The following is a 24808-nucleotide window of genomic DNA, read 5'->3' on the forward strand; positions in this document are numbered from 1 at the left end:
GCGTCGACCGCCACTTCCTCGGTCACCGAGCCGGTCGTGACGCCGCCGATCACCGGCACGTCGTTGGTGCCGTGAATGGTGACGGTGACCAGCTGGCTGGCGGTGCCGTCGGAGGAGACGGCGGTGAAGCTGTCGGTGATGGAATCGCTGGCGCCGAGCTGCTGGATCGCCGTCTGCGTGTCGTCGGCGCTGTAGGTCCAGTGGCCGGCGGCATCGAGCGTGAAGGTGCCGTAGGTGCCGGCGAAGCTGGGCTGCGCCGTGAAGTTCGACTGGCCCTGGTCGACGTCGGCAATGGTCAGAAGGCCCGACGTGTTGAGGTGGTTGGTGGCGTCGACCGCCACTTCCTCGGTCACCGAGCCGGTCGTGACGCCGCCGATCACCGGCACGTCGTTGGTGCCGTGAATATTGACCTTGATGTCGTAACTGGCGCTTCCATCCGCCGATTTTACCGTCAAGGTCTCGGTTACATCCTGACCCTGCGTCAGCGGATCGGCAAGCGTCTGGTTAAGTAAGTAGGTCCACGCGCCCGTTGTCGTATCGAAAGTGAAGGTGCCATAGGTGCCCTGCAGGCTTGGGGGAGCCTGGAAATGGTTCTGCCCGGCATCGGGGTCAGTGATGACCAGTTGCCCATGCGCGTTGGGATCGTTCAGCGTGCCATTGGCGACGCCGCCGGCCTCCAACACAGCCAGGTCGGCCCCCGGGACGGCGGTGATAACCGCGCCGTCATTGGTGCCCTGGATGTTGACAGACACGCTTGCCCAGCTCAGCGTCCCGCCACCGAGCTTGATCGCATAGGTGAAGGTCTCGTTGATGTGGTCATCCGCACCCATGGCCTGCAGGCTGGAGAAGCCATGCGCCGCGAGATACCCGGTAAGGTCCATCTCAACCTTGCCGTTGTTGATGCGGATTGAAACCCCGCCGCCGATGCTTTCCCAGGCTGAAACGCCAGTAGCTTGGACGTCCTGGGTTGTGAGGTCGATGGGCGCGTATTGCTTCGTGGCCGTCGATGCGGAAATCCCGTCGTCAACCGAAAAGAGAGACTTTGCGTTTCCACCCTGGTCGTTCGCCATCACGTCGAGAACTATGATGGTTTGCGAACCTGAAGCGAGGACTACGGTATCCTCAGTGTAGTTGAAAATGTCGTCCTTTGCCTGCGGTGTATTGGAGAACGATGCCGTGGTGCCGCCGGCACCGGTGACCTGAGTAGCCATTTTCAACCCCCTGTTTTTCTGTGACAGACGCCCCAACGCCTGTTTGTTGCTAGTCCTGTTCGACCACGCTCTGTCCGAGCATCGATCCCAAAGTCGCCACGCAGCTGGGTCGGAAGCGAGTGCGGCGCACCATCAGCGAGCGCGCCGACAAGAAGTGCCGGCTGGAGCTTGCGGATGATGATCGCTTGATGGCGGCTGCGACGACGTTGGTCGCAGCGCTACGTCTCCCAACCCAATTGCATCGTCTAAAACGTCGGTTTCCGATCAAGAGATTTTAGATGATGCTTATATTAGGAGATTATTAACCCTATGACACTGGAAACGTCAACGTCATAGTTGCAAAACAGTTAATAGTTAAATGTTGAAGCAAAGCCACGGCGGCGGAAGCTGCGCCCCTCGTTGAGAAAGCGCATCGAAGAACGTGTGACGCCTGTCCTATCAGCAACAATCACCACTCGCACCCAGGCAGCTACAGAGAAGGCCGAGCGAGAGAACTGACATTCCCACCGACGCCATGGAGGTGAGTTTAGGCTCTCTCTCAGCGTCTGCAGGAACCCGTTCGTCCGACCGCTGCGTCCTTGGCGGGCATGAAGCAGTGCAGCCACGTGAGTCGGCGGCGACGACCAGCGCGGGGAGCATAGACCGCAATCTCCCTGCGCCAGATCATCAACCACATTCCACTCGCTTCGCACCATGACTATACGATGGCGATCAGCGGGCGCCGCCCTTTAGCTGCGACAACTATAAGCTCCGTCCGGCTTCCTTACGCGGCGCCGGCCTGAACGCCCTCCTGTTCGAGGTGAAATGCGCACCCTAGACAACTTAAAGGCAGAGACAATTGCAGTTTGGCCTACTGCGTTTTGATCCAGCATAGCTGCAGAAAGCTGTACGTTGCTTCGATGCTGGTTCCCGGTTAGCGGATGGTGCGGAGCCCGCCCGCATCCTCGGCTGACCTATCCGAGAGTCTGACTGGCCAGAGCATAAGTTACCGGTGTAGCTGCACAGTCGACCGCAAAATCGGCGAGGCGTTTGCCCATCGACATGGTCAGCACCGTGTCGAAAACCGGCATTCCGCTGTGCGCCAGAAAGGCGGCGAATTCGCCGCTTCCCATATGCGTGTCCACCCGAAGGAAACTGCCCGAATGATCGGCGATGTGCGGCCGGACCACTGCGATGGCATCGGTATCTCGCTCCGCTAGGACCGGACCGATGACATGGCCGCGGCCGAAGGGCCGGCAGAGAGCGAAGGCCTTGAGCGCCCCGTCGCCGAAGAGCCCGTAGCCAACAGATTGTTCGAACAGCTTTTCGACAAGTGCCGCTCTATGCACCCCGAAACCGACCGCATCGAGCGCGATGATCGCCGGCAAGTGCTCGGCCAGCAGCCGACGCACCTCGCCACACTCCCTGTCTATTCCAGCCGCCGTGGCGGCGCGGGCAATGCCATGGCAGTGGTAGACGGTCTTCTCCGGCCTGAAGTCGAGCGAAAGATAGAGCCGCTTTGCCGCCCGGGTCGCATTGAGGCGCAAGTCGCGCCCGACCACGTTGTCGAAGACCCGCTTCATCAGCCACTGACCGGCTCCCAGCGTCTGTAGCCGCGGCGAGGTGATGACCATCCCTACCGTCGCGAAATCGTGGCCATGCGGGAACCACATGGCTGAGCCGAGCACCCGGCCGATCTCGTCGAGCGCAACGATCCCCCGTCCCGATTCGCGCAGGAATTGCCAGTCCTCGGCGCGATGCGGCCATCCGACGGATAGAGAGTGCGCGTGCAACCGGTCGAGTTCGACGCCTTCGATGTCGCCGATCCGCATCGAGAAGGCATCGATTTTCAAGCTTCCGGACGGCTTCAATTCCATGCCTCTGAAACATTGCCGATATGGAGAGGTCCCACAACGGCCTACCCTTCCCCTGCCGACGCTAACCAATCGGATCAATATGATCTGTTCGAAAGCCCGGCGCCAACGCAAGATTCAACTGAAACACTTCCGCTTTCGGCACGCAATCGCGAAGGAACGCTGACATTCTCGACCGTATCGGCCCGACGAACCGGAATGCCAAATGCCCAAACCCCAAAATACCTTGAGGTCTGGAATGGACGTCTTCGACATCCTCGGCCGTCTCGTCGCCTTTCCATCCGTGGCCGGCAAGCCGAACGGGGACATTGCCGGCTGGATCGAGGCCTATCTGGCGGAACAGGGAGCGAAGGTCACCTTGCTCCCGGGGCCGGAAAGCGACCGCTCCAATCTCTTTGCCACGATCGGCCCCGTAGATGTCCCCGGCTATATCCTCTCGGGCCACATGGACGTCGTTCCCGCTGGCGAGCCGCAGTGGAGTTCATCCCCTTTCGTGCTGCGTCCGGACGGCGAACGCCTCTACGGACGCGGCACCACGGATATGAAGGGCTTTCTTGCCGCTGCGCTGGCGGCGGTGCCTGCCCTGTCGCGGCTGCGCCTTGCGAGGCCGATCCACCTCGCCTTCTCCTACGACGAGGAGATTGGGTGCCGCGGCGTGCCGCATCTCATCGCCCGGCTTCCCGACCTTTGCGCAAAACCGCTCGGCGTCATCGTCGGCGAGCCGAGCTGCATGCGGGCCGTGCGCGGCCACAAGGGCAAGGCGGCCGCCCGCGTCACCATCAAGGGACGCTCCGGCCATTCCTCGCGGCCCGATCTCGGACTCAATGCCATCCATGCGATGTCCGAGGCGCTGAGCGCGGCTGTCAGCGAAGCCGAGCGACTGACGCACGGCCCGTTCGATCCAACCTTCGAGCCGCCCTACTCCTCGCTGCAGGCGGGTGTGGTGGCGGGTGGACATCAGGTCAACATCATTCCCGACACCTGCACGCTGGACCTGGAGGCGCGCGCCATACCTGGCGTCGATCCGGCGCGCCTGCTCGCGCCGGTCAAGGCGCGGGCCCAGGCCCTTGCCGCGAAGGGGTATCTTGTCGAGTGGACGCCGATGAGCGCCTATCCGGCACTGTCTTTGTCACAAGATTCAGGCTTGGTGGCTTTGCTGAGCCACCTGACCGGCGAAGCACCGCTCGCCGCCGTCAGCTATGGTACCGAGGCTGGGCTCTACCAAGCCGCCGGCATGGATGCGATCATCTGCGGTCCTGGCGATATCGGCCGCGCCCACAAGCCGGACGAGTATATTCTCGCCAGCGAACTCACTGCCTGCCAGCTTATGATCGAAGCGCTGGCTGTGCATTGCGCCGCCTGAAGGGGAACCGGATGACATTCCTGTTCAATTCCGATGCGCGGCGCGGCGCGATCTTTGCCGAAGCCTTCGCCAAGGAACTGCCCGACCTCCCTTTCGCGATGAATGCCGCGACGGTCGATGCCGACGCGGTGCGTTATCTCATCACCTGGACGGTGCCGGATAATCTCGCCCGCTACCGGAACCTGGAGCTCCTGTTCTCCCTTGGTGCCGGCGTCGACCAGTTTCGCTTCGATGCGGTGCCCGCGACGGTGAAGATCGTGCGCATGGTCGAGGAAGGCATCGTGCGCATGATGCAGGAGTACGTATCGCTGGCCGTACTTGCGCTGCACCGCAACCTGCCCGCCTATCTGGCGCGGCAGCGGGCCGGTCAATGGCTGGATATCCCGCAGATCCAGGCCGCCTCGCGCCGGATCGGCGTGCTCGGTCTCGGGCAGCTCGGTCAGGCGGTCCTCGACCGGCTGAAACCCTTCGGCTTCCCGCTCGCCGGCTGGAGCCGTTCGCCGCGTCAGATCGACGGCGTGACCTGCCACCATGGCGAGGTTGGGCTGGAGACGATGCTGGCGGCCAGCGACATATTGATCTGCCTGCTGCCGCTGACCGAAGACACGCGCGGATTTCTCGATGCCGATCTGTTCGTCAAATTACCGGAGGGCGCGGCTCTCGTTCACACAGGCCGAGGGCCGCAGCTCGACCATCAGGCGCTTGTCGCCGCGCTCGAGAGCGGCCACCTTTCGGCGGCGATAATCGACGTGACCGATCCCGAACCGCTGCCCGCGAACCATCCGTTCTGGTCGCATCCGAAGATCATCCTCACCCCGCATGTCGCGAGCGTCACCCAGCCGGAGACCGCGGCACGCGCCGTTATCGACAACATCCGGCGCCACCGTGCCGGCCTTGAGCCGATCGGGCTCGTCGACCGGTCGCGCGGCTATTGAAGTCCAACCAGAAAGGCCATCCCTTGTCCCTGCTCAAGACCGTCGATACCAACCCAACCTTTTCGCCGCGCGAATCCAGGGCGCTGCCAGAGCGGCTGATCGCCGGCGACCCTGCCTTCAAGACCTGGGCGCAGGATGTCGCCAAGGGCGATCTCGTCCGTACCGGCGTCTGGGAGGCGACGCCGGGTGAGACGCGCTCGATCAAGGGGGAGACTTTCGAGTTCTGCCACATTCTCTCCGGCGTGATCGAGATCATACCGGACGCCGGCGAGAGGGTGACCTACCGCGCCGGCGACAGCTTCGTCATCAAGCCCGGCTTCACCGGCGTCTGGAAAACCATCGAAACGGTGCGCAAGATCTACGTGACCGTCGGATAGCGAGGCACGTCCCCGCGCGAAAGATTTTGCCGTCCCTCATCCCTGGCACGCAACATTCGTCGGTGGCGGAACGCCGAACAGCGCATGCTGCGTGGCGCCACGCGCTAGGCTCCATCCGGTGCCGCAGAGTGGTTGTCGATGAGCCTGAGCTTCGATCCCGATACAATTCCCCTCCCCGTCGGCCATTTCATCGGCGGGGAGTTGATTCCGGCCGGGGGCGGGATAGAAATGCGTCGCCCATCGGACGGCAAATCCTATACTGACTGCCCCGTAGCCGGCCCCGACTTGGTCGAGCGTGCAGTGGAGAGCGCCAAGGCGGCACTGAAGGCCAGCAACTGGAGCGGCGTCCGGCCGCGTGAGCGCACCAAGGCACTCCAGGCCTGGGCCGATCTGATCGAAGCGGAAGCGGCAACGCTGGCCAGGATAGAGGCACTGAGCTCGACCCGACCCGTCGGCCAGCTTGTCGCTGGCGATATCGCGATCACCGCCGAGCAGATCCGCTTCTTCGCCGAGTTCGCCGACAAGGAAGGCAGCGAGCTCGTGCCGACCGACGATGCCAGTCTCGGCATGATCATGAGCGAGCCCTATGGCGTGGTCGGCGCGATCACGCCCTGGAACTTTCCCATCTCGATGGCCGGATGGAAGCTCGGTCCGGCACTGGCCGCTGGCAACGCGGTTGTCCTGAAACCGTCCGAGATGACGCCCTTTTCGGCAGTCTACATGGCTCAACTCGCCGTCAGGGCGGGTCTGCCGGCGGGACTCATAAACGTCGTGCTCGGCGACGGTCCAACGACCGGCACGGCACTGACCGGCCATCGCGACATCGCCAAGATCTCCTTCACCGGCTCGACCCGCGCCGGGTCGGCCATTATGGAGAATATCGCCCGCACCGGCGTCAAGCCAATGACGCTTGAACTCGGCGGCAAGAGCCCGCAGCTCGTCTTTGCCGATGCCGATCTCGACAAGGCGGCGGCAGCGATCGCCGGCAGCGTCACCTTCAACGCCGGCCAAGCTTGCGTCGCCGGCACGCGCCTGATCGCCGAGAAGAGCGTGGCCGACAGGCTGACGGCCGCGATCCTGCAACGGATGAAGATGGTGCGGCCCGGCCCTACCTGGGATGACGCGACGCAGTATTCGCCAATCATTTCGGAACGGCAGCGGGCGCGTGTCGACGGCGTCGTGCAGGCTGCGGTCGAAGCCGGCGGCGAATGCCTGACCGGCGGCGGCGTCATGGACAGCCCCGGCTATTTCTACCAGCCGACGCTGATCGCTGACGTGGACAAGGCCAATCCCGCGATCGTCGAGGAAATCTTCGGCCCGGTCCTGACCGTCCAGACCTTCGAAACCGAGGAAGAAGCGCTGGCGCTGGCCAGCCATCCGATCTACGGGCTGGCTTCCGGCCTGTTCACGTCAGACCTGTCCCGCACCGTACGCTTCGCACGTAAGCTCGAAGCCGGCACCGTCTGGGTCAACCGCTACAGCCGCTCGCGCGACCATATCCTGCCAACCGGGGGCTACAAGCGCTCCGGCATCGGCAAGGACCTCGGCCGCGAAGCCTACCTCGCCAATCGCAGGACCAAGAGCGTCCTGATCAGCCTCTAGAGAGATGCCGATGAAGTCCTATTCGATCGCCCTGATCCCCGGTGACGGCATCGGCCCCGATGTGACCGCCGCCGCCTGGTCCGTGCTGCAGACGGCGGCCAAACATGCCGGCTTTGCACTGGCCGGAACCGAATTTCCCTGGTCCTGCAAATTCTACCGGGATACCGGCCGTATGATGCCGGAAGACGGCATCCAAACAGTGCGCGGCTTCGACGCCATTCTTCTCGGCGCCGTCGGCTGGCCGGCGCAAGTGCCGGATTCGGTCTCGCTGCACGGCCTGCTGCTGCCGATCCGCAAGGCATTCGTGCAGTACGCCAACATCCGACCGCATCGCCTGCTGCCGGGCGTCACGGGACCGCTGCGGGCCGAAAGCTTCGACATATTGTGCATCCGCGAGAACACCGAAGGCGAATATTCGGGCGCCGGTGGGCGCGTGCATCAAGGCACGTTGGACGAGGTGGCGGTGGAGACCTCGATCTTCACCCGCGCCGGCGTCGAGCGCATCCTGCGCTTCGGCTTCGAGCAGGCACGGGCGCGGCGCGGCAGACTGGCCTCCGTCACCAAGTCCAACGCGCAAAAATATTCCATGGTGTTCTGGGACGAGATCACGCGGAAGCTGGCAGCGGACTATCCTGATGTCACTGTCACCAGCTATCACGTCGACGCCCTCGCCGCGCGTATGATCATGGCGCCCGAGACCCTCGATGTGGTCGTCGCCTCGAACCTGTTCGGCGACATACTGACCGACATCGGCGCGGCGATCCAGGGCGGGCTCGGCTACGCCGCCTCCGCCAACATCAATCCTGACCGTTCGGCGCCGTCGATGTTCGAGCCGGTGCACGGCTCTGCGCCCGACATCGCGCATCTCGGTATCGCCAACCCGATCGCTACCATCTGGTCCGGCGCGATGATGTTCGAACATCTCGGCGAAACAGCCGCCGCCGGTCGAGTTATGAAAGCCATCGAAGCGACTACCGCGCGCGGCATTGGCACCATTCCCGGCAAGGATCGAACGGAGACCATCACGGCCGCCGTCAACGCCGCTCTCACCTGATTGCAAGGTCGTTTCCGATGAAAAGCCTGAACGATAAAAGTCTGTTTCGCGAAGCCGGTCTGATCGGCGGCAAGTGGGTTGCTGCCGGCTCCTGCAAGACGGTCGATGTACTCGACCCGGCAACCCAGTCGGCAATCGGCACAGTGCCCGACATGGCCGGTCCGGAGACCCGTGCAGCGATAGAGGCCGCCGCATCCGCCTATGTGGATTGGAGGAAGAAGACCAACGCCGAGCGCGCCGGCCTGCTAGAGGCCTGGCATGGGCTGATGCTTGCGCATCTGGACGATCTCGCGCTGATCCTGACGACCGAACAGGGCAAGCCGCTGGACGAGGCCAAGGGCGAGATCCGCTACGGAGCCTCCTTCGTCAAATGGTTCGCGGAAGAAGCGCGCCGCATCAACGGCCATACCATCCCCTCGCCGACGCCAGACCGCCGCATCATCGTGCTGAAGGAACCGGTAGGCGTTTGCGGCATCATCACGCCGTGGAACTTTCCCAACGCAATGATCACCCGCAAGGTCGCGCCGGCGCTGGCCGCAGGCTGCACTGTGGTCATCAAGCCATCCGAGTTCACGCCCTATTCGGCGCTGGCCCTCGGCCTGCTCGCCGAACGGGCGGGCATCCCTGCCGGCGTCATCAACATCGTCACCGGCATGCCAGCGGAAATCGGCAACGAAATCATGGCCAATGAGACGGTGCGCAAGATCTCCTTCACCGGCTCGACACGGGTCGGCTCGCTGCTGATGCGCGGGGCCGCCGACAGCGTGAAGCGGCTCAGCCTCGAACTCGGAGGCAACGCCCCCTTCATCGTCTTCGACGACGCCGATCTCGACCTAGCCATCGAGGGCACGCTGGTCTCGAAGTTCCGCAACGGCGGCCAGACGTGCGTCTGCGCCAACCGCATCCTCGTCCAGACCGGGGTCTACGAGACCTTCGCCGCGAAGCTCTCCGCCCGCGTCAACGCCATGACGGTGGGGCCGGGCACACAGCCCGGCGTCGTCATCGGACCGATGATCAACATGGCGGCGGTCGAGAAAATCAACCGCCACGTCGCGGACGCGCTCGCCAAGGGTGCTGCGATCGTCACCGAGAAGCAGGCCCTGCCGAAAGGATCTCAGTATGTCGCGCCGCTGGTGCTGACGGGCGCCACAAAGGACATGCAGCTTGCCGGCGAGGAAACGTTCGGCCCAGTCGCGCCGCTTTTCCGCTTCGAGACGGAAGAGGAAGCGATCGCGCTGGCCAACGGCACACCCTACGGACTTGCCTCCTACTTCTACACCGAGAATTTGAAACGCGCCTGGCGCGTCGGCGAGGCGTTGGAGTTCGGCATGGTGGGCTTGAACACAGGCTCGGTCTCGATGGAGGTGGCACCCTTCGGCGGCGTCAAGCAGTCCGGGCTCGGCCGCGAAGGCGCGCAGGCCGGCATCGAGGAATATCTCGAGCTGAAAAGCTTCCATATGGGCGGGCTGGGCTAAACCCCATCCGCCGGATCAGTGGTCACTGGATCCGGTCGAGCGCCTTGTAGTAGAGGCCGACCATCGGCAGGAACCACGGCTTGCCTGAATAGCCTGGAATGGCAGGCCACTCGAGCCCCTTCAGCGGATTGCGGTCCTCGCGGCCAAGCATGGCATCGGCCAGGATCATGCCGAGCTGGGTGGAAAGCTGCGCGCCATGACCGGAATAGCCCATCGCGTACCACACCCCGTCATGGTAGCCGGCGCGCGGGAAACGGTCCTTGGTCATGTCGACCAGCCCGCCCCAGCAATAGTCGATCTCGACCCTGGCGAGCTGCGGGAAGATGGCCGCCAGGCTTGCCCGCAATATCTGACCGCTCCTGGCGTCGGAGCGCTGGTCCGACGTCGCCGAGAAGCGTGCGCGGCCGCCGAAGATCAACCGGTTGTCGGGCGAAAGCCGGAAGTAGTTGCCGATGTTCATCGAGTTCACGCATGTCCGGTTGCCCGGCATGGTCGCGGCGATCTCGGTGTCGCTCAAGGGCTGCGTGGCGATGATGAAGCTGCCAACCGAAATGATCCTGCGGCGGAAATAGCCGAAATTCGGCGTCGTATAGGCACCGGTCGCCACCAGCACGGCGTCGGCGCTGATGCGACCCCGCGACGTGGTCAACTCATGCCGCTTGCCGGCCTGCTTGCGATCGGTCACCGCAGCGTTCTCGTGGATGACGGCGCCGTGGCGCGCGGCTGCCGTGGCGAGACCCGCCACATAGCGGCCCATATGCATCATGGCGCTCTTCTTCGACAGCATCGCGCCATGGAAAGGCGAGCCGATCTCCGATTTGAGATCGGCCGCTGACAGCAGCGCCGTATCCGGATCCACCTCGGAATGGATCGCTTCGAAGTTGCGGGCGATCGAACCAAAATGCTGCGGCTTAGAGGCTAGCTTCAGCTTGCCGGCGCGGCGGAAGTTGCAATCAATGCCTTCCTCGGCGACCAGCGCCTCGATGGTGTCGACGGACTCGTCCAGCGCCCGGTAGATCGCGATCGCGCGTTCCTTTCCGAGTTCCGCCTTGGCCGAGAGGTAGCTGTGGGCAAGTCCATTGTTTAGATGTCCGCCATTGCGCCCGGATGCACCCCAGCCCACGCGCTCCGCTTCCACCACCACCACCTTGGCGCCGGCCTTCGCCAATTGGCGGGCGGCGGCGAGTCCGGTGAAGCCGCCGCCGACGATGGCGGCATCGTAGTGACCCTCGACCGGGCCTTGCGCCGCGCCGGCAAAGACGGGGGCAGTGTCGTGCCAGTAGGAGACCAGCTTCATCGGCAATCCGCCTGTTTTAGAGACCGACCACGCCTGGAAGGCCTGAAATATCCGGTATCTCGACATAGCCATAATAGGGGTTGGCTGGTTCGTGGCCGCGGTTGACCCAGACCTTGTTCTTGATGCCGAGATCGTGCGCCGACATCAGGTCGTAGCGGAACGAGGACGAGCAGTGAAGGATATCGTCCGGGCCGCAGCCCAACATGTCGAGCATGTACTCGAAGGCTTTGAAGCGGGGCTTATAGGCCTGCGCCTGCTCGGCCGTATAGACAGCATGGAAGGGCGCGCCGAGCTTTTCGACATTGGACATGATCTGCGCGTTCATCGCGTTGGACAGGATGACCAGCGGAATTTCCTTGGCGACCTTCGCCAAGCCCGCGGGGACATCGGCGTGAGGTCCCCATGTCGGCACGCGCTCATAGACCATCCTGGCGTCGTCCGGGCTGAAGGCGACGCCGTTGCGCTTGCAAGCGCGCTCGAGCGCATTGTGGACGACGTCGGCATAAGGTTTCCAGTCGCCCAGAATCTCATCCAGCCGGTACGCCGCGAAATTCTTGATGAACTCCTGCATGCGCGGCTCGGCGAGCCGGCTGCCGTAGAGATCGCGCGCCGCTTCCGCCATCTGGAAAAAGGTCAACGTGCCGTAGCAGTCGAAGGTGATGTATTTGGGCCTGAAGGAAGCCATGTCCGTTGATCTCCGGTGGAAGCACATCCGCGCTGGGATGTATTTCATCATAGAGCGGCAGGCGGCGACCCACCTGACCGAAATAGGCCTTCCGAAAGCAGAAAGTTCCGTATCCGCCATCCGGTTTGGCACGCTGTGGCATCTGGCGTGCCGATTGCGGCGCCGCGCACGGCGTGACGCGCCCCGCCGTGGATGACGCCAGCACAAGATGCGGCGCACCGCTTACGCTACGGCGAAAGATACTGTCGAAGCCAAAGCCTTCAGATGATCTGCAGCGCGCCGATGGTCGAAACTTGTCGTCAGACGGAAGGATGCCTTATGCCGCAGGGCGACATCGAACTCCGGGCCTTCGGGCCCGACCATATCGAGGGAGCCGTAGTGCTTTCTCGCCAGGAGAATTGGCCACATCGCCCGCAGGACTGGCAGATGGCGCTGCAGCTCTCGGACGGCGCGGTTGCGCTCGACGATCAGGGCCGCGTCACCGGAACTATCCTGGTAACGCCCTACGGCGCAGATTGCGCCATGATCAACATGGTGATCGTCGACAGGACTGTGCGCGGCAAGGGGCTTGGGCGCCGGCTCATGGATCGGGCCTTCGCCCTTGCCGGTGACCGTCCGCTGCGGCTCGTCGCCACAGCGGACGGCATGCCTCTTTATGAAAAGCTCGGCTTTGTGCCGTCCGGTACGATCCGGCAACATCAAGGTAGCGTTGCCAAGCTTGGTGCGCAGGGCGGCGTGGAAGCTGCGGACGCCGCCGATCTCCGGGAAATCAAGGCGCTGGACCGCGACGCCTATGGTGCCGACCGTGGAGCTCTAATCGATGCGCTGGCCGAGCGCGGCCAATTCGCCGTCATCCGCCGCGACGGCGCCATCGGGGCCTATGCCGCGATCCGGCCGTTCGGACGCGGCGAGGTGATTGGTCCAGTCATCGCGGGAAGTATCGACGAGGCAAAGGCCCTGATCGGCTTCTTCGCCGCCGCGCGCGCCGGTGCCTTCCTGCGCGTGGATACCGGCAGCGGAACCGGCATCGCCGGCTGGCTCGAGGAAATCGGTCTTACCCATGTCGGCGGCGGCGTAGCCATGGACCGTCCGCCCAAGACGGTCGCGAAACAGGCCAGGCCAAAAGTTTACGCCCTCGCCAACCAGGCGCTAGGATAGTCGGAGAACAACAATGCTCGCCAATTCCCTGATCGAACTCGATCGCGCCCATCTCATCCACCCAGTCTCTTCATACCGTGGTCATGAGGCGCACGGCGTGCGCGTGTTGAAATCGGCGAAGGGCGCGACCGTGACCGATGCGTCCGGCCGGCAACTTCTCGACGGTTTCGCGGGGCTGTGGTGTGTCAATGCCGGCTACGGCCATGACAGCATCGTCGAGGCGGCGGCCCGGCAGATGCGAGAGCTTCCCTACGCCACCGCCTATTTCGGCCTCGGCTCTGAGCCGGCGATCCGCCTCGCCTCGGAACTGGCCGAGCGCGCGCCCGGGGATCTGAACCACGTCTATTTTACTCTTGGTGGATCGGACGCGGTCGACAGCACGATCCGGTTCGTCCGCTACTACTGGAATGCCAGGGCCGAGCCAAAACGCGATCAGTTCATTTCCATCGAGCAGGGTTATCACGGCTCGTCGGTGGTTGGCGCGGGCCTGACCGCCCTGCCCGCCTTTCACGCCGGTTTCGGCATTCCCTTTGAATGGCAGCACAAGATCCCCTCCCCCTATCCATACCGCAACCCGGTCGGCGAGGACGGCAAAGCGATCATCGCCGCATCGCTCGCCACGCTGAAGGCCAAGATCGAGGAGATCGGGCCGGAGCGGGTCGCCGCCTTCTATGCCGAGCCGATCCAGGGCTCGGGTGGCGTCATCGTTCCACCGAAAGGCTGGATCAAGGCGATACGCGAACTCTGCCGGGAGTACGGCATCCTGTTCATCGCCGATGAGGTGATCACCGGTTTCGGCCGCACGGGGCCCTTGTTCGCCTGCACCGATGAGGACATCGTTCCCGATTTCATGACGACGGCGAAGGGTCTGACCTCGGGCTATGTTCCCATGGGCGCCGTCTTCATGGCCGATCATGTCTACGACGTCATCGCCGATGGCGCGGGCGCCTCGGCCGTCGGTCACGGCTACACTTATTCCGCCCATCCCGTCAGCGCCGCCGTCGCGCTCGAGGTGCTGAAGCTCTACGAAGACGGCCTTCTGGAGAATGGCATCAACGCCGGCGCCCGCCTGATGGCAGGACTGGCAAGCCTGAGCGGCCACCCCCTCGTCGGCGACGTGCGCGGCCGCGGCATGCTTGCCGCGATCGAACTGGTGGTCGACAAGAAGAAGAAGACGCCGCTTCCGGCGTCGGCCATGCCGGCGCGGCGCGTCTTCGACAGGGCGTGGGACAATGGCCTCATCATCCGTGCCTTTGCGCATGGGGTTATCGGCTATGCACCGCCGCTCTGCTGCACCGACGCCGACATCGACGCGATCATCGAGCGCACGCGCCGGACGCTCGACCAGACGCTGGACGATCCCGATGTCCGCCAGGCCCTGGCATGACGGCAGACGAATACCCTGTGTTTCGAAATAGCGCCGGGGCAGATCATTTCGCAATTTTGTGCCGCCTCCTCACGCCTTTTCGGCGAATCCAGCGCGGGGGAAGTGCCAGACTGCTGAGAAGACAAGGCCAGAAAGCCCGGATTTCCAGGCCTTCAAAAGAGACAGACGCCCCGGACAGCACGGAATTTTGTTCTGTCCAACACGTGCAATTCGGCCGCATGCAGAGGAGACCCAGTCTTGGCCAGGGGCTTTAGCGAGTTCAAATACATGACCTTCGATGTCGTCGGCACGCTGATCGACTTCGAAGGCGGGATCACGACCTGCCTGGCGCAAATTGCCGCCGAGGCCGGCGTTTCGGTCGATGGCGAGGAGGCGCTGGCCCTTTATCGGCAGGCCCGCTACATGCCCGATGCGAGCCTGTTTCCCGACGATCTCGTGCGTGTCTACACGGTCATCGCGCCGCGTCTCGGCCTCCCTCCCGAGGAGAAATACGGTGTGCGCCTGCGGGACTCCGCCCGTGCCTGGCAAGGCTTTGCTGATAGCGCGGCGGCATTGGCGGACCTTGCGAAGTCGCACAGATTGATCGCCATGACCAATGCCCGGCGCTGGGCGCTCGATCATTTCGAGAAGCAACTCGGTTCGCCCTTTTTCGCCACCTTCACGGCCGATGATACAGGTACGGAAAAACCGGACCCGGCCTTCTTTCAGAAGGTTTTCGATTTCGTGGCCTCAAGGGACGACAGCAAGGACGACATCCTCCACGTGGCGCAAAGCCAGTACCACGACATCGGCATATCCCGGGCGCTTGGCATGACCAATTGCTGGATCGAGCGCCGGCATGCCCAGAAGGGTTACGGCGGCACGATCGAGCCCGAGCGTTTCACCGCGCCTGACTACCACTTCACGTCAATGGCGGCCCTTGCCGCCGCCGTGCGGGAAAGCCTGAAGGAACGAACCTGAGCCCAAGCCCGGAAAGCCGCAGCAAGACGAGCATCCCGGAAAAACAAACAGAAAGGGGAATGATATGACCGACAAGATAACGAACTGGACCAGCGCAGACGATGCCATGGTCGAGAATGCCATTCGGCGGGGCGCGAGCCGCCGCGAACTCCTCAAGATGCTGCTGGCCGGCGGCGCCGCGATTGCCGCGGGCAGCGTGGTGCTTGGCCGTGCCACCAATGCCGTCGCCGCCACGCCGGTTTCCGGCGGCAGTTTCAAGGCAGCCGGCTGGTCGTCCTCCACCGCCGACACGCTCGACCCGGCAAAGGCGTCGCTGTCGACCGACTATGTCCGCTGCTGCTCGCTCTACAACCGCCTGACCTTCCTCGACAAGGATGGCAAGACGCAGATGGAGTTGGCCGAAAGTTTCGACAGCAAGGACGCCAAGACCTGGACCGTGAAGCTGCGCAAGGGCGTCACCTTCCACGACGGCAAGGACCTCACCGCCGAAGACGTCATCTTCTCGCTGAAGCGCCATCTCGACAAGGCGGTCGGCTCCAAGGTTGCCAAGATCGCCGCGCAGATGACCGGCTTCAAGGCGGTCGACAAATCGACCGTCGAAATCACCCTCGCCGATCCGAATGCCGACCTTCCGACCATCCTGGCATTGCATCACTTCATGATCGTGGCGGATGGCACCACCGACTTCTCAAAGGGCAACGGCACCGGCGCCTTCGTGCTGCAAACGTTCGAACCGGGCGTGCGGTCGGTCGTCTCCAAGAACAAGAACTACTGGAAATCCGGCAAGCCCTACCTGGATTCGTTCGAGTTCATCGCCATCAGCGACGACAGCGCTCGCGTCAACGCCCTGCTTTCCGGTGACGTCAACTTCGCCGCCTCGATCAATCCGCGCGCGATGAAGCTCATCGGCGGCCAGCAGGGCTTCGAACTGTCGAAAACCACCTCGGGCAACTATACAGACCTCAACATCCGGCTCGACATGGATCCGGGCAATAAGGCCGACTTCGTCGCCGGCATGAAATACCTCGTCAACCGCGAGCAGATCGTCAAATCGGCATTGCGCGGCCTCGGCGAAATCGGCAACGACCAGCCTGTCTCGCCGGCGAACATCTTCCACAATGCCGACCTCAAGCCGAAGGCCTTCGACCCGGACAAGGCCAAGTTCCACTTCCAGAAGTCGGGCCTGCTCGGCCAGTCCATCCCCGTGGTCGCCTCCGATGCCGCGACGTCGTCGATCGACATGGCGGTGATCATCCAGGCCGCCGGTGCTGATATCGGCATGAAGCTCGATGTCCAACGCGTCCCGTCCGACGGGTATTGGGACAATTACTGGCTCAAGGCGCCGATCCATTTCGGCAACATCAATCCGCGCCCGACGCCCGACATCCTGTTCTCGCTCCTCTACGCCTCCAACGCGCCCTGGAACGAAAGCCAGTACAAGTCCGAGAAGTTCGACAAGCTGCTCGTCGAGGCGCGCGGCTCGCTGGACCAGGCCAAGCGCAAGGAAATCTACGGCCAGATGCAGACCATGGTCTCCGAGCAGGCCGGCACCATCATCCCGGCCTACATTTCCAACGTGGATGCTCTCTCCAGCAAGGTGAAGGGTTTGGAGGCGAACCCACTCGGTGGCATGATGGGCTACGCAATGGCGGAATATCTCTGGCTCGAAGCCTGAGAGGCGCCTGCCAGGGACCGGACAGCCGGTCCCTGGCACCTATTGCACAACATGGCTTGGCCGAACGCAACCGCAGGAGCTCTTCCATGACGTCTGGGGTTCTAAACCTCGTGCTGAAGCGGCTGGCAATCGCGGTTGTTACACTTCTGATCGTCCTGTTCGCCGTGTTTTTCGCCACCAGCATGCTGCCTGGCGACACCGCGTCGATTCTGCTCGGCCAGGCGGCTACACCCGAAGCCGTCGCCGGCCTGCGCGAGGCCATGCATCTCAATGATCCGGCAATCCTGCGCTTCCTGCGCTGGCTTCTCGGCCTGCTCCACGGCGATCTCGGCACTTCCTATGCCAACGAGATGCCGGTTGCGGCGCTGATCGGCGGGCGCTTCATCAACACCATGGAGCTCGCCGGCATCACCACGCTGCTCTCGGTGCCCCTAGCGCTGACGCTCGGCATCACCGCCGCCATGTTGCGCGGTTCGCTCTATGACCGCACCGTCACCATTCTTGCGATCGGCGTCATCTCGGTACCGGAATTCATGGTCGCGACCCTCGCGGTTTTGCTTTTCGCCGTTTATCTCAAATGGCTGCCGGCGCTGTCCTCGGTCAATGAGGCGCATACGCTGACCGACCTCGTGCGCATCTATGCAATGCCGGTGATCACGCTGTCCTTCGTCATCTCGGCTCAGATGATCCGCATGACCCGCGCCGCGGTGATCGAAACGCTGTCCACGCCTTATGTCGAGATGGCGCTGCTCAAAGGCGCCTCACGCGGCCGCATGGTGCTCAAGCACGCACTTCCCAATGCGCTCGGGCCGATCGTCAACGCGGTTGCGCTGTCGCTGTCCTATCTGGTCGGCGGCGTCATCATCGTGGAGACGATCTTCAATTATCCCGGCATCGCCAAGCTGATGGTCGATGCGGTCGCGACCCGCGACCTGCCGCTGATCCAGAGCTGCGCAATGATCTTCTGCCTCGGCTATCTCCTGCTCATCACCGTCGCCGACATCATCGCCATCATGTCCAACCCGAGGCTGAGGTGACGATGGCACGCGTGGCAGCTTCCCGACGGTCCTTGCTGGGCCACAGCTACAATCTCGTGGGCGTCGTCGCCTCGCTGGTCATTCTGGCGTGGACGCTGATCGCCATCTTCGCACCCGCCATCATTCCCCATTCGATCGGCGACATTGTCGACGACGATTATTTCGGCCCGATGCGTCACGGCCTATGGCTCGGCTCGGACTATTTGGGGCGAGACATGCTCTCGCGGGTACTGATGGGTGCGCGCTACACCGTCGGCATATCGCTCGCCGCCGTCTGTATCGCCTGCTTTTCTGGCGTCGTGCTGGGGATGATCGCGGCCGTCACCGGCGGCTGGCTCGACACCTGCCTCAGCCGCTTCCTCGACGCCATGAACTCCATTCCAAGCAAGCTGTTCGGCCTTGTGGTGGTAGCCGCGGTCGGCTCGTCGATCCCGGCGCTGATCCTGACGCTCGCCGTCATCTACATACCGGGCGCCTACCGCTTCGCGCGGGCGCTCGCCGTCAACATCAACACCATGGACTTTATGACCGTCGCTCGCGTCCGCGGCGAAAGCACCGCCTATCTCATCGGGTCAGAGATCCTGCCCAATATCATGCGCCCGGTGCTGGCCGACCTCGGCCTGCGCTTCGTCTTCATCGTGCTCTTGCTGTCCGGCCTGTCCTTCCTCGGGCTCGGCCTGCAACCGCCGCTCGCCGACTGGGGCGCGCTGGTGCGCGAGAACATAGGCGGCCTGCCCTTCGCGGCTCCCGCCGTCATCGTTCCCTCGCTGGCGATCGCCAGCCTCACCATCAGCGTCAACCTGCTGATCGACAACCTTCCGCAGAAGATCAGGGACAGGGACGCATGACCAATCTCGTCGAGGTCAGGAATCTGCGAATCGAGGCGACGACCGATGCCGGTCGTGTTGTCGAAATCATCAAGGGCGTCAGCCTCGACATCGCCGACGGCGAGATCGTCGCCCTGATCGGCGAGAGCGGCTCCGGCAAGACGACGATCGCGCTCTCGCTGATGGGCCATGCGCGACCTGGCTGCCGGATTACCGACGGCGAGATCAATGTAAACGGCAAGAACATGGCCGCACTTACCGAAAAGCAGCGCGCCAGGTTGCGCGGCACCGATATCGCCTATGTTCCGCAAAGTGCCGCCGCCTCCTTCAACCCCTCGTCCACCATCATGGAGCAGGTGATCGAGGTTACGCGCATCCACGGGCTGATGGCGCCCGAGCAGGCACGAAAGCGCGCGGTCGAGCTGTTCCGGGCGTTGTCGCTGCCGGACCCGGAAGGGCTTGGCGCCCGTTATCCGCACCAGGTTTCAGGAGGGCAGTTGCAGCGGCTGTCGGCGGCGATGGCGCTGATCGGCGATCCCAAGCTGATGATCTTCGACGAGCCGACGACGGCACTCGACGTGACGACGCAGATCGACGTGCTGAAGGCATTCAAGTCGGTCATGCGGGCTGGCGGAATAGCGGGTGTCTATGTTTCCCACGACCTTGCTGTCGTCGCCCAGATCGCCGACCACATCGTGGTGCTGAAGGGCGGCGAAGTGCAGGAGACCGGCACCACGGCCCAGATTCTTTCGGCCCCCCGGCACCCCTATACGCGCGAACTGCTGGCTGCCTTCGAGCCGAAACCGCGGCAAGCACATGCGGACGCGGATGCCGGCGCGAAGCCGTTGCTGCGCGTCGACAATGTGACGGCCGGCTATGGCGCGGTGCGGGATGATGGACTGCCGGTCATACGCGCTGTCGATTCCGTCAGCCTGGTCGTCGAGCAGGGGCGCAATCTTGGCGTCATCGGCGAATCCGGCTGCGGAAAATCGACGCTGGCGCGCGTCATCGCCGGCATCCATCCGGCGGCGGCCGGCGACATCGTCTTCGAGGGCAAGCAACTGGAGCGCGCCGCAGGCAAACGCAGCCAGGACCAACTGCGCGAGATGCAGATCGTGTTCCAGTATGCCGATACCGCGCTCAATCCGGCCAAGCCGGTGGAGGACATCATCTCCCGGCCGCTGGCCTTCTATCACGGGCTCGACCGGCAGGCGCGCTCGAAGCGCGTCGACGAACTGCTCGACATGGTTCGCCTGCCAAGGACGCTGCGCTACCGTCGCCCGTCGGAGCTCTCGGGCGGCCAGAAGCAGCGCGTGAACTTCGCGCGCGCCTTGGCGGCCGGACCCAAGCTCATCATCTGCGACGAAATCACCTCGGCGCTCGACACGGTGGTGGCGGCCGCCGTGATCGAACTGCTCAAGGAGCTGCAGAGCGAGCTGGGCCTTTCCTACATTTTTATCAGCCACGACCTCTCCGTCGTCGAAGCGATCTGCGACGAAATCATGGTCATGTACAATGGCGAGCGGGTGGAGCAGATCACGCCCGACGGACTGAAAGCGCCCACCCACCCCTATTCGAAGCTTCTGTTCTCCTCCGTGCCCAAGCTCGATCCGACGTGGCTCGATGGCCTCGTCCGCGACCCCGAACTGGTAAGCCAGTACGGCCATCGCTGATTACAAGGGAAACAGGCTGGGCAGCGGCATGTGTGCTTTGACAATGGGAGACTTCAGCACCACGAAGCTAAAACACTTGTCGATGCCGATATCCATGTCGGTGAGCCGCTCCACGGTCGCCTGATATTCGGCAATCCCACCCGTGACGAATTTCAAGAGATAGTCGTAACGGGCGGAAACGCGATGGCATTCGACGGCCGCGTCAACCTTATCGACGGCGGCAAGGAAACGCGCGAAGTCGATCTGACGATGATTCTTTAGCGTGACTTCCGTGAAGACGGTGAGCGTCCGTCCCAGCTTTGCGATGTCGATCTGCGCCGAATACCGCACGATATAGCCTTCAGCCTGCAGCTTCTTTACCCGCATCAGGCATGGGCTGGGGGAGAGACTGACCAGTTCCGCCAGCTCCACATTTGTGATGCGGCCGTTCTTCTGCAGCTCGTACAGAATCTTGATGTCGATCCGATCGAGTTTCATGGGCCTTGTCTACAATTGCGAGCAGAGCCGGTAGGCCTCATAGATCGACGAGTAGATGTCCCTGCTGGCGACCGCGTCTCCTATGCGGTGCAGGACGAACGATCCGGCAGCTTGGGAACCATTGTCCCCGTCCGTTTCCGTTCCCATCATCAGCGCTATGTCGGTGACTCCGTTGTTGACGGAGCTCGCGCGCAATTCCTGGTAGGTATCCTCCATTGGCACGGTGCCGCGCTCGACAATGAGTTGGGCGGCGGTCATTTCCATCTCCGCACCGGTGAGCTCATGCCGGAACGTGGCGGCGATGCCGTTGCCCTGGCGCGCTGCTTTGACCAGGCGCACATCGCTGACGATGCGGATGCCGCGTTCCGAGGCGCGTTTGCGAAAACTCACCCTGTCCGGATAGGGCGTCTCGATCGCCAGCGTGTCGTCCGCCATGGCCAGGCTGACCACGCGCCCCGGACGGGCAAGATGCAGGGCGCAGGAAACTGCCGCCTGGCGTCCGGTCTCATCGTAGATGAGCACGTCGTCCTTCGCCGGCACGACCCCGGTCAAGACGTCCCAGACGCTGTCGCAATGTTGGGCGCCCTCCAGCCATTCCATGTCCGGAATGCCGCCGGTGGCGATGATGACCGTGTCCGGTCTCTCGGCGAGGACGATCGCTGCGTCCGCATAGGTGTTGAGGCGGACTTCGACGCCCAGGCGATCGAGCTCACCGGTACGCCAGTCGACTATGCCGATGAGATCTTTGCGGTCGACGGCAGCGGCCGCGACGAGTACCTGCCCACCAAGTCGCGCGCCGGCTTCGAGCAGGCTCACTCTGTGTCCGCGCTCGGCGGCGACCCTTGCCGCTTCCATCCCTCCCGGACCACCGCCGACCACGACCATACGTTTCAGCGTTTCAGCACGCAGGATGGTATGGCTGATGATCGTTTCATGGCCGCTGGCCGGGTTGTGGATGCACTGCACCTTCTTGTACAGGCAGTAGGATGCGCCGACACACGGGCGAATGCGTTCTTCTTCGCCGCGCATCACCTTGTTGACGATATGGGGGTCGGCAATATGCGCCCGGGTCATGCCGACCAGATCGACAAGGTTTTCGCGGATCGCGTGGCGGGCCGTGGCCACATCCCTGATGGCCGCCGCGTGGATGACGGGCAACCTTGTTTCCCGTTTGAACTGCCCGACCAGAGGCAGAAACGGCGCGCTCTTGGTAAACATGCCGGGCATATTCTGCTCGGCCAGGGACAAATCGGTGTCCATGCGGCCGAATATGCAGTTGAAGAAATCGATATGGCCTGCCCGCTCGAACAGCCTGGCGAAGGCCAGGCATTCCTCGAAATCCGACCCGTCCTCGACCGCCTCGTCGATCACGAACCGGATGCCGACAGCGAAATCGTCGCCCACCGCGCGGCGGATCGCCTCGTGAACCATCAGGCCGAAGCGCGCGCGGTTTTCGAGTGAACCTCCGAAGCCATCCGTGCGTCTGTTGGTTCTGCGCGAGAGGAATTGCCCGATCAGATGGCCGGCGGTGACGGTTTCGACGCCGTCCAGACCGCCGTCCACGCAGCGCCTTGCCGCACTGGCGTAGTCCCTGACGATCCTGTCGATGTCGGCTGCGTCCATCTCCTTCGGAAAATTCCGGTTTCGCGTCTCGCGAACGCGTGACGGCGCTACGGGCGGCAGCCAGTTCCCGGCATAGGCGGTGGCGCGCCGGCCAAGATGCGAAACCTGGCACATGACGACGGCGCCGTGGCGGTGGATGCGCTGCGACAGCGACTGGAGATGAGGCACGACGCGATCGCTCGAAAGGTCCAGCTGACCGCCGCCCCAACTGGAGTCGGGCGAGGTCATGGCCGAGCCGCCCGCCATGGTCATCGCAAGGCCGCCATGCGCTTTCTCCTCATGGTAGCGCTGGTAGCGCTCCAGCGGCAGGCCGCCATCGTCCAGCATCGAGGCATGACTGGTGCTGACGACGCGGTTGCGGAGCGTCAGACCCTTGAGCCGAAACGGCTGAAGCAGTGGATCGCTGGATGTGCTGCCTGCTTGAGATCCCGCTACCTTCACGTTCTGCTCCGCCCCATTCATAAGGGTTATAGTTCGCCATTTCCAGGATTGCGGAAAGCTTGAAAATTGTTGGGGTGGTTATACGCTGGGCGTATGGCTGGATTTGCAAAACTCGTTCCTTCCGCGCGCGGACTTCTCGTTTTCGAGGCTGCTGTCCGGCTGGGCAGCTTCACGGCCGCCGCTCGCGAGTTCAACGTCACGCAACCGTCGATCAGCCGCAGCATTGCGCAGCTCGAGACCGATTTCGGTGTGCCTCTTTTCACGCGGGGTCCAACGGGATTGGCCCCGACTGCAGAAGGACGTGCCCTCCATTCGGCTGTGCGGGAGGGATTTGACGGCATCGCTGAGGTGATCCGGAGGATGAAGCAGAACAGCGCTGCAAAGCCGGTGGTGACCCTTTCACTTTCGAGTTCTCTGGCAACCTATTGGTTCGTTCCCAGGTTAGGGGCATTCAACACGAGATTTCCTGACGTCGACCTGAGGTTCGAACTGATCGCGGGCGTTTTGCGAGGACCAGCCGAGAATGTCGACCTTGCCACGAGAATCCTGGCCGATGACGACACCCACTATCACCACTGGGCATTCTCGCCGGAAGTCATCGTTCCGGTATGCAGCCCATCCTATTTGTCGGCCCACGGTCGGTTGATCCATGCCGGAACCGGGGAAGGTCATGCGCTGCTTCACCTGACCGACGCCAAGGAGCAGTGGCTGGACGCATGGGGCAGTGTGGCGGACCGCAAGACCAGCAGGGCAAAGTGGCTCGAATTCTCGGACTACGCGGTCGTGCTTCAAGCCGCCATGAACGGGGAAGGCGTAGCGCTCGGCTGGCTCAGCAACGTTTCAAGGGCGTTGCTTCAGGGAACCCTTGTCCCGGCCTCGGACAGACAGATCAAGACGGGCCGGATCCATCAGCTGATTGCACCGCGCTCAAGGCCGGTACGGCCTATCGTCTCCGACATCTGCGCGTGGATGATCGCCGAGATGCAAGCCGAATTGAAAGCGCTGCACCCGATATTGCGGCCGGACACCTTGTAGCGGGCGACAAGCGCAGCGCGCTCGTCGTTGACTACCTCGGAAACAGGCTAGGCAGCGGCATGTGCGCCTTGACGATGGGAGACTTCAGCACAACGAAGCTGAAATACTTGTCGATGCCGATATCCATGTCGGTCAGCCGCTCCATGATCGTCTGGTATTCAGCGATGCCGGAGGTCACGAACTTCATCAAATAGTCGTAGCCACCCGACACAAGATGACATTCGATGACCTGCTCGATCTTGTCCACGACGGCGAGAAAACGTGCGAAGTCCACTTGGCGGTGGTTCTTCAACGTGATCTCGGTGAAGACTGTCAGTGTCTGGCCGAGCTTGCCGATATTGACCTGCGCGGAATAGCCTCCGATATAGCCCTCCGATTGCAGTCTTTTGACCCGCATCAGGCATGGGCTCGGCGACAGATGCACCAGTTCGGCCAATTCCACGTTCGTGATGCGGCCGTTCTTCTGCAGTTCGTGAAGAATCTTGATATCGATCCGATCGAGTTTCACGGGTGGCCTCCGACGAACCGTGCCGCAGCACAAAATGCTGCCCTGCTGATGACGGTCGACACTATCACAGCCCGCTGGGCTGTCCATCCGAGTGGACGCCGCTTGAAACGCAGGGACTCCCGATTCTAACGCGACTGCCGGAATAAAATTCTGCA

At 63.0% G+C, this 24808-nt stretch carries 21 protein-coding genes; 14 read left to right on the forward strand and 7 right to left on the reverse strand.

Annotation, left to right across the window (positions count from 1 at the left end):
* Window positions 1-1211: VCBS domain-containing protein (locus FJ941_RS07510; protein ID WP_210242214.1), on the reverse strand; the 1211-nt coding region annotated here is incomplete at its 3' end.
* 953 nt (window positions 1212-2164) lie between these two features.
* Complete coding sequence (locus FJ941_RS07515; protein WP_140504391.1) at window positions 2165-3067, reverse strand: GNAT family N-acetyltransferase; 903 nt, start codon at window positions 3065-3067, stop codon at window positions 2165-2167.
* A gap of 235 nt (window positions 3068-3302) precedes the next feature.
* On the opposite strand from FJ941_RS07515, the gene argE reads away from it, so the two are divergent.
* The 6 genes from argE (at window position 3303) to FJ941_RS07545 (ending at window position 9870) form a co-directional block, all read left to right on the forward strand.
* Window positions 3303-4427, forward strand: a complete 1125-nt coding sequence (argE, locus tag FJ941_RS07520) for an acetylornithine deacetylase (protein ID WP_140504393.1) — start codon at window positions 3303-3305, stop codon at window positions 4425-4427.
* An 11-nt stretch (window positions 4428-4438) separates the two neighbouring features.
* Window positions 4439-5362 carry a glyoxylate/hydroxypyruvate reductase A gene (locus FJ941_RS07525; protein WP_140504395.1) on the forward strand — a complete coding sequence of 308 codons (924 nt, stop codon included), beginning with the start codon at window positions 4439-4441 and terminating at the stop codon, window positions 5360-5362.
* A 23-nt stretch (window positions 5363-5385) separates the two neighbouring features.
* Window positions 5386-5739, forward strand: coding sequence for a cupin domain-containing protein (locus tag FJ941_RS07530; RefSeq protein WP_140504397.1), 354 nt, complete (start codon window positions 5386-5388; stop codon window positions 5737-5739).
* A 138-nt stretch (window positions 5740-5877) separates the two neighbouring features.
* Window positions 5878-7341: an aldehyde dehydrogenase family protein gene (locus tag FJ941_RS07535; protein ID WP_140504398.1), complete on the forward strand. Its 1464-nt coding sequence runs from the start codon at window positions 5878-5880 to the stop codon at window positions 7339-7341.
* A 10-nt stretch (window positions 7342-7351) separates the two neighbouring features.
* Window positions 7352-8395: a tartrate dehydrogenase gene (locus tag FJ941_RS07540; protein ID WP_140504400.1), complete on the forward strand. Its 1044-nt coding sequence runs from the start codon at window positions 7352-7354 to the stop codon at window positions 8393-8395.
* A 17-nt stretch (window positions 8396-8412) separates the two neighbouring features.
* Complete coding sequence (locus FJ941_RS07545) at window positions 8413-9870, forward strand: NAD-dependent succinate-semialdehyde dehydrogenase (protein WP_140504401.1); 1458 nt, start codon at window positions 8413-8415, stop codon at window positions 9868-9870.
* Between the two features lie 22 nt (window positions 9871-9892).
* Here FJ941_RS07545 and FJ941_RS07550 read toward each other — a convergent pair whose 3' ends face one another.
* Both FJ941_RS07550 and FJ941_RS07555 read right to left on the reverse strand, forming a co-directional pair.
* Entirely contained in the window at window positions 9893-11167 is a 1275-nt protein-coding gene (locus tag FJ941_RS07550) for an FAD-binding oxidoreductase (RefSeq protein ID WP_140504403.1), read from the reverse strand.
* 16 nt (window positions 11168-11183) lie between these two features.
* Window positions 11184-11852 (reverse strand): haloacid dehalogenase type II, encoded by a 669-nt coding sequence (locus tag FJ941_RS07555; protein WP_140504404.1) that lies wholly within the window; start codon window positions 11850-11852, stop codon window positions 11184-11186.
* A gap of 318 nt (window positions 11853-12170) precedes the next feature.
* Here FJ941_RS07555 and FJ941_RS07565 point away from each other — a divergent pair, with 318 nt between their 5' ends.
* The 7 genes from FJ941_RS07565 (at window position 12171) to FJ941_RS07595 (ending at window position 20569) form a co-directional block, all read left to right on the forward strand.
* Window positions 12171-13010, forward strand: a complete 840-nt coding sequence (locus tag FJ941_RS07565; RefSeq protein WP_140504407.1) for a GNAT family N-acetyltransferase — start codon at window positions 12171-12173, stop codon at window positions 13008-13010.
* 13 nt (window positions 13011-13023) lie between these two features.
* The gene (locus FJ941_RS07570; protein WP_140504409.1) at window positions 13024-14397 is read left to right on the forward strand and encodes an aspartate aminotransferase family protein; all 1374 of its coding nucleotides are present in this window, start codon (window positions 13024-13026) and stop codon (window positions 14395-14397) included.
* Between the two features lie 237 nt (window positions 14398-14634).
* Window positions 14635-15357 carry an HAD-IA family hydrolase gene (locus tag FJ941_RS07575; RefSeq protein WP_140504411.1) on the forward strand — a complete coding sequence of 241 codons (723 nt, stop codon included), beginning with the start codon at window positions 14635-14637 and terminating at the stop codon, window positions 15355-15357.
* Window positions 15358-15421: 64 nt separating this feature from the next.
* Window positions 15422-17032 carry an ABC transporter substrate-binding protein gene (locus FJ941_RS07580; protein WP_140504412.1) on the forward strand — a complete coding sequence of 537 codons (1611 nt, stop codon included), beginning with the start codon at window positions 15422-15424 and terminating at the stop codon, window positions 17030-17032.
* 86 nt (window positions 17033-17118) lie between these two features.
* Window positions 17119-18069, forward strand: a complete 951-nt coding sequence (locus FJ941_RS07585) for an ABC transporter permease (RefSeq protein ID WP_140504414.1) — start codon at window positions 17119-17121, stop codon at window positions 18067-18069.
* 2 nt (window positions 18070-18071) lie between these two features.
* On the forward strand, window positions 18072-18917 hold the full coding sequence (locus FJ941_RS07590; RefSeq protein WP_140504415.1) for an ABC transporter permease: 846 nt from the start codon (window positions 18072-18074) through the stop codon (window positions 18915-18917).
* Window positions 18914-20569 (forward strand): ABC transporter ATP-binding protein, encoded by a 1656-nt coding sequence (locus tag FJ941_RS07595; RefSeq protein ID WP_140504417.1) that lies wholly within the window; start codon window positions 18914-18916, stop codon window positions 20567-20569. The genes FJ941_RS07590 and FJ941_RS07595 overlap by 4 nt, the downstream gene beginning before the upstream one ends.
* Here the strand turns inward: FJ941_RS07595 and FJ941_RS07600 are convergent, their stop codons facing one another.
* Window positions 20570-21046, reverse strand: coding sequence for an Lrp/AsnC family transcriptional regulator (locus FJ941_RS07600; RefSeq protein ID WP_140504419.1), 477 nt, complete (start codon window positions 21044-21046; stop codon window positions 20570-20572).
* Between the two features lie 9 nt (window positions 21047-21055).
* On the reverse strand, window positions 21056-23131 hold the full coding sequence (locus tag FJ941_RS07605; protein WP_140504421.1) for an NADH:flavin oxidoreductase: 2076 nt from the start codon (window positions 23129-23131) through the stop codon (window positions 21056-21058).
* A 72-nt stretch (window positions 23132-23203) separates the two neighbouring features.
* Between FJ941_RS07605 and FJ941_RS07610 the strand changes: the two genes are divergently transcribed.
* Complete coding sequence (locus tag FJ941_RS07610; protein ID WP_140504422.1) at window positions 23204-24145, forward strand: LysR substrate-binding domain-containing protein; 942 nt, start codon at window positions 23204-23206, stop codon at window positions 24143-24145.
* A 31-nt stretch (window positions 24146-24176) separates the two neighbouring features.
* On the opposite strand, the gene FJ941_RS07615 is transcribed toward FJ941_RS07610, so the two are convergent.
* Window positions 24177-24653, reverse strand: a complete 477-nt coding sequence (locus FJ941_RS07615; protein ID WP_140504424.1) for an Lrp/AsnC family transcriptional regulator — start codon at window positions 24651-24653, stop codon at window positions 24177-24179.
* Between the last annotated feature and the right edge of the window lie 155 nt (window positions 24654-24808).

It is taken from the genome of Mesorhizobium sp. B2-3-13 (assembly GCF_006442195.1).
GTDB classification, from domain to species: domain Bacteria; phylum Pseudomonadota; class Alphaproteobacteria; order Rhizobiales; family Rhizobiaceae; genus Mesorhizobium; species Mesorhizobium salmacidum.

Excerpts from the sequence above, each read along its gene's own strand:
- FJ941_RS07515 (WP_140504391.1), bottom strand. The coding sequence starts at position 3,067 with ATGGAATTGAAGCCGTCCGGAAGCTTGAAAATCGATGCCTTCTCGATG.
- argE (WP_140504393.1), top strand. The coding sequence starts at position 3,303 with ATGGACGTCTTCGACATCCTCGGCCGTCTCGTCGCCTTTCCATCCGTG.
- FJ941_RS07525 (WP_140504395.1), top strand. The coding sequence starts at position 4,439 with ATGACATTCCTGTTCAATTCCGATGCGCGGCGCGGCGCGATCTTTGCC.
- FJ941_RS07535 (WP_140504398.1), top strand. The coding sequence starts at position 5,878 with ATGAGCCTGAGCTTCGATCCCGATACAATTCCCCTCCCCGTCGGCCAT.
- FJ941_RS07540 (WP_140504400.1), top strand. The coding sequence starts at position 7,352 with ATGAAGTCCTATTCGATCGCCCTGATCCCCGGTGACGGCATCGGCCCC.
- FJ941_RS07545 (WP_140504401.1), top strand. The coding sequence starts at position 8,413 with ATGAAAAGCCTGAACGATAAAAGTCTGTTTCGCGAAGCCGGTCTGATC.
- FJ941_RS07550 (WP_140504403.1), bottom strand. The coding sequence starts at position 11,167 with ATGAAGCTGGTCTCCTACTGGCACGACACTGCCCCCGTCTTTGCCGGC.
- FJ941_RS07555 (WP_140504404.1), bottom strand. The coding sequence starts at position 11,852 with ATGGCTTCCTTCAGGCCCAAATACATCACCTTCGACTGCTACGGCACG.
- FJ941_RS07565 (WP_140504407.1), top strand. The coding sequence starts at position 12,171 with ATGCCGCAGGGCGACATCGAACTCCGGGCCTTCGGGCCCGACCATATC.
- FJ941_RS07570 (WP_140504409.1), top strand. The coding sequence starts at position 13,024 with ATGCTCGCCAATTCCCTGATCGAACTCGATCGCGCCCATCTCATCCAC.
- FJ941_RS07580 (WP_140504412.1), top strand. The coding sequence starts at position 15,422 with ATGACCGACAAGATAACGAACTGGACCAGCGCAGACGATGCCATGGTC.
- FJ941_RS07585 (WP_140504414.1), top strand. The coding sequence starts at position 17,119 with ATGACGTCTGGGGTTCTAAACCTCGTGCTGAAGCGGCTGGCAATCGCG.
- FJ941_RS07590 (WP_140504415.1), top strand. The coding sequence starts at position 18,072 with ATGGCACGCGTGGCAGCTTCCCGACGGTCCTTGCTGGGCCACAGCTAC.
- FJ941_RS07595 (WP_140504417.1), top strand. The coding sequence starts at position 18,914 with ATGACCAATCTCGTCGAGGTCAGGAATCTGCGAATCGAGGCGACGACC.
- FJ941_RS07600 (WP_140504419.1), bottom strand. The coding sequence starts at position 21,046 with ATGAAACTCGATCGGATCGACATCAAGATTCTGTACGAGCTGCAGAAG.
- FJ941_RS07605 (WP_140504421.1), bottom strand. The coding sequence starts at position 23,131 with ATGAATGGGGCGGAGCAGAACGTGAAGGTAGCGGGATCTCAAGCAGGC.
- FJ941_RS07610 (WP_140504422.1), top strand. The coding sequence starts at position 23,204 with ATGGCTGGATTTGCAAAACTCGTTCCTTCCGCGCGCGGACTTCTCGTT.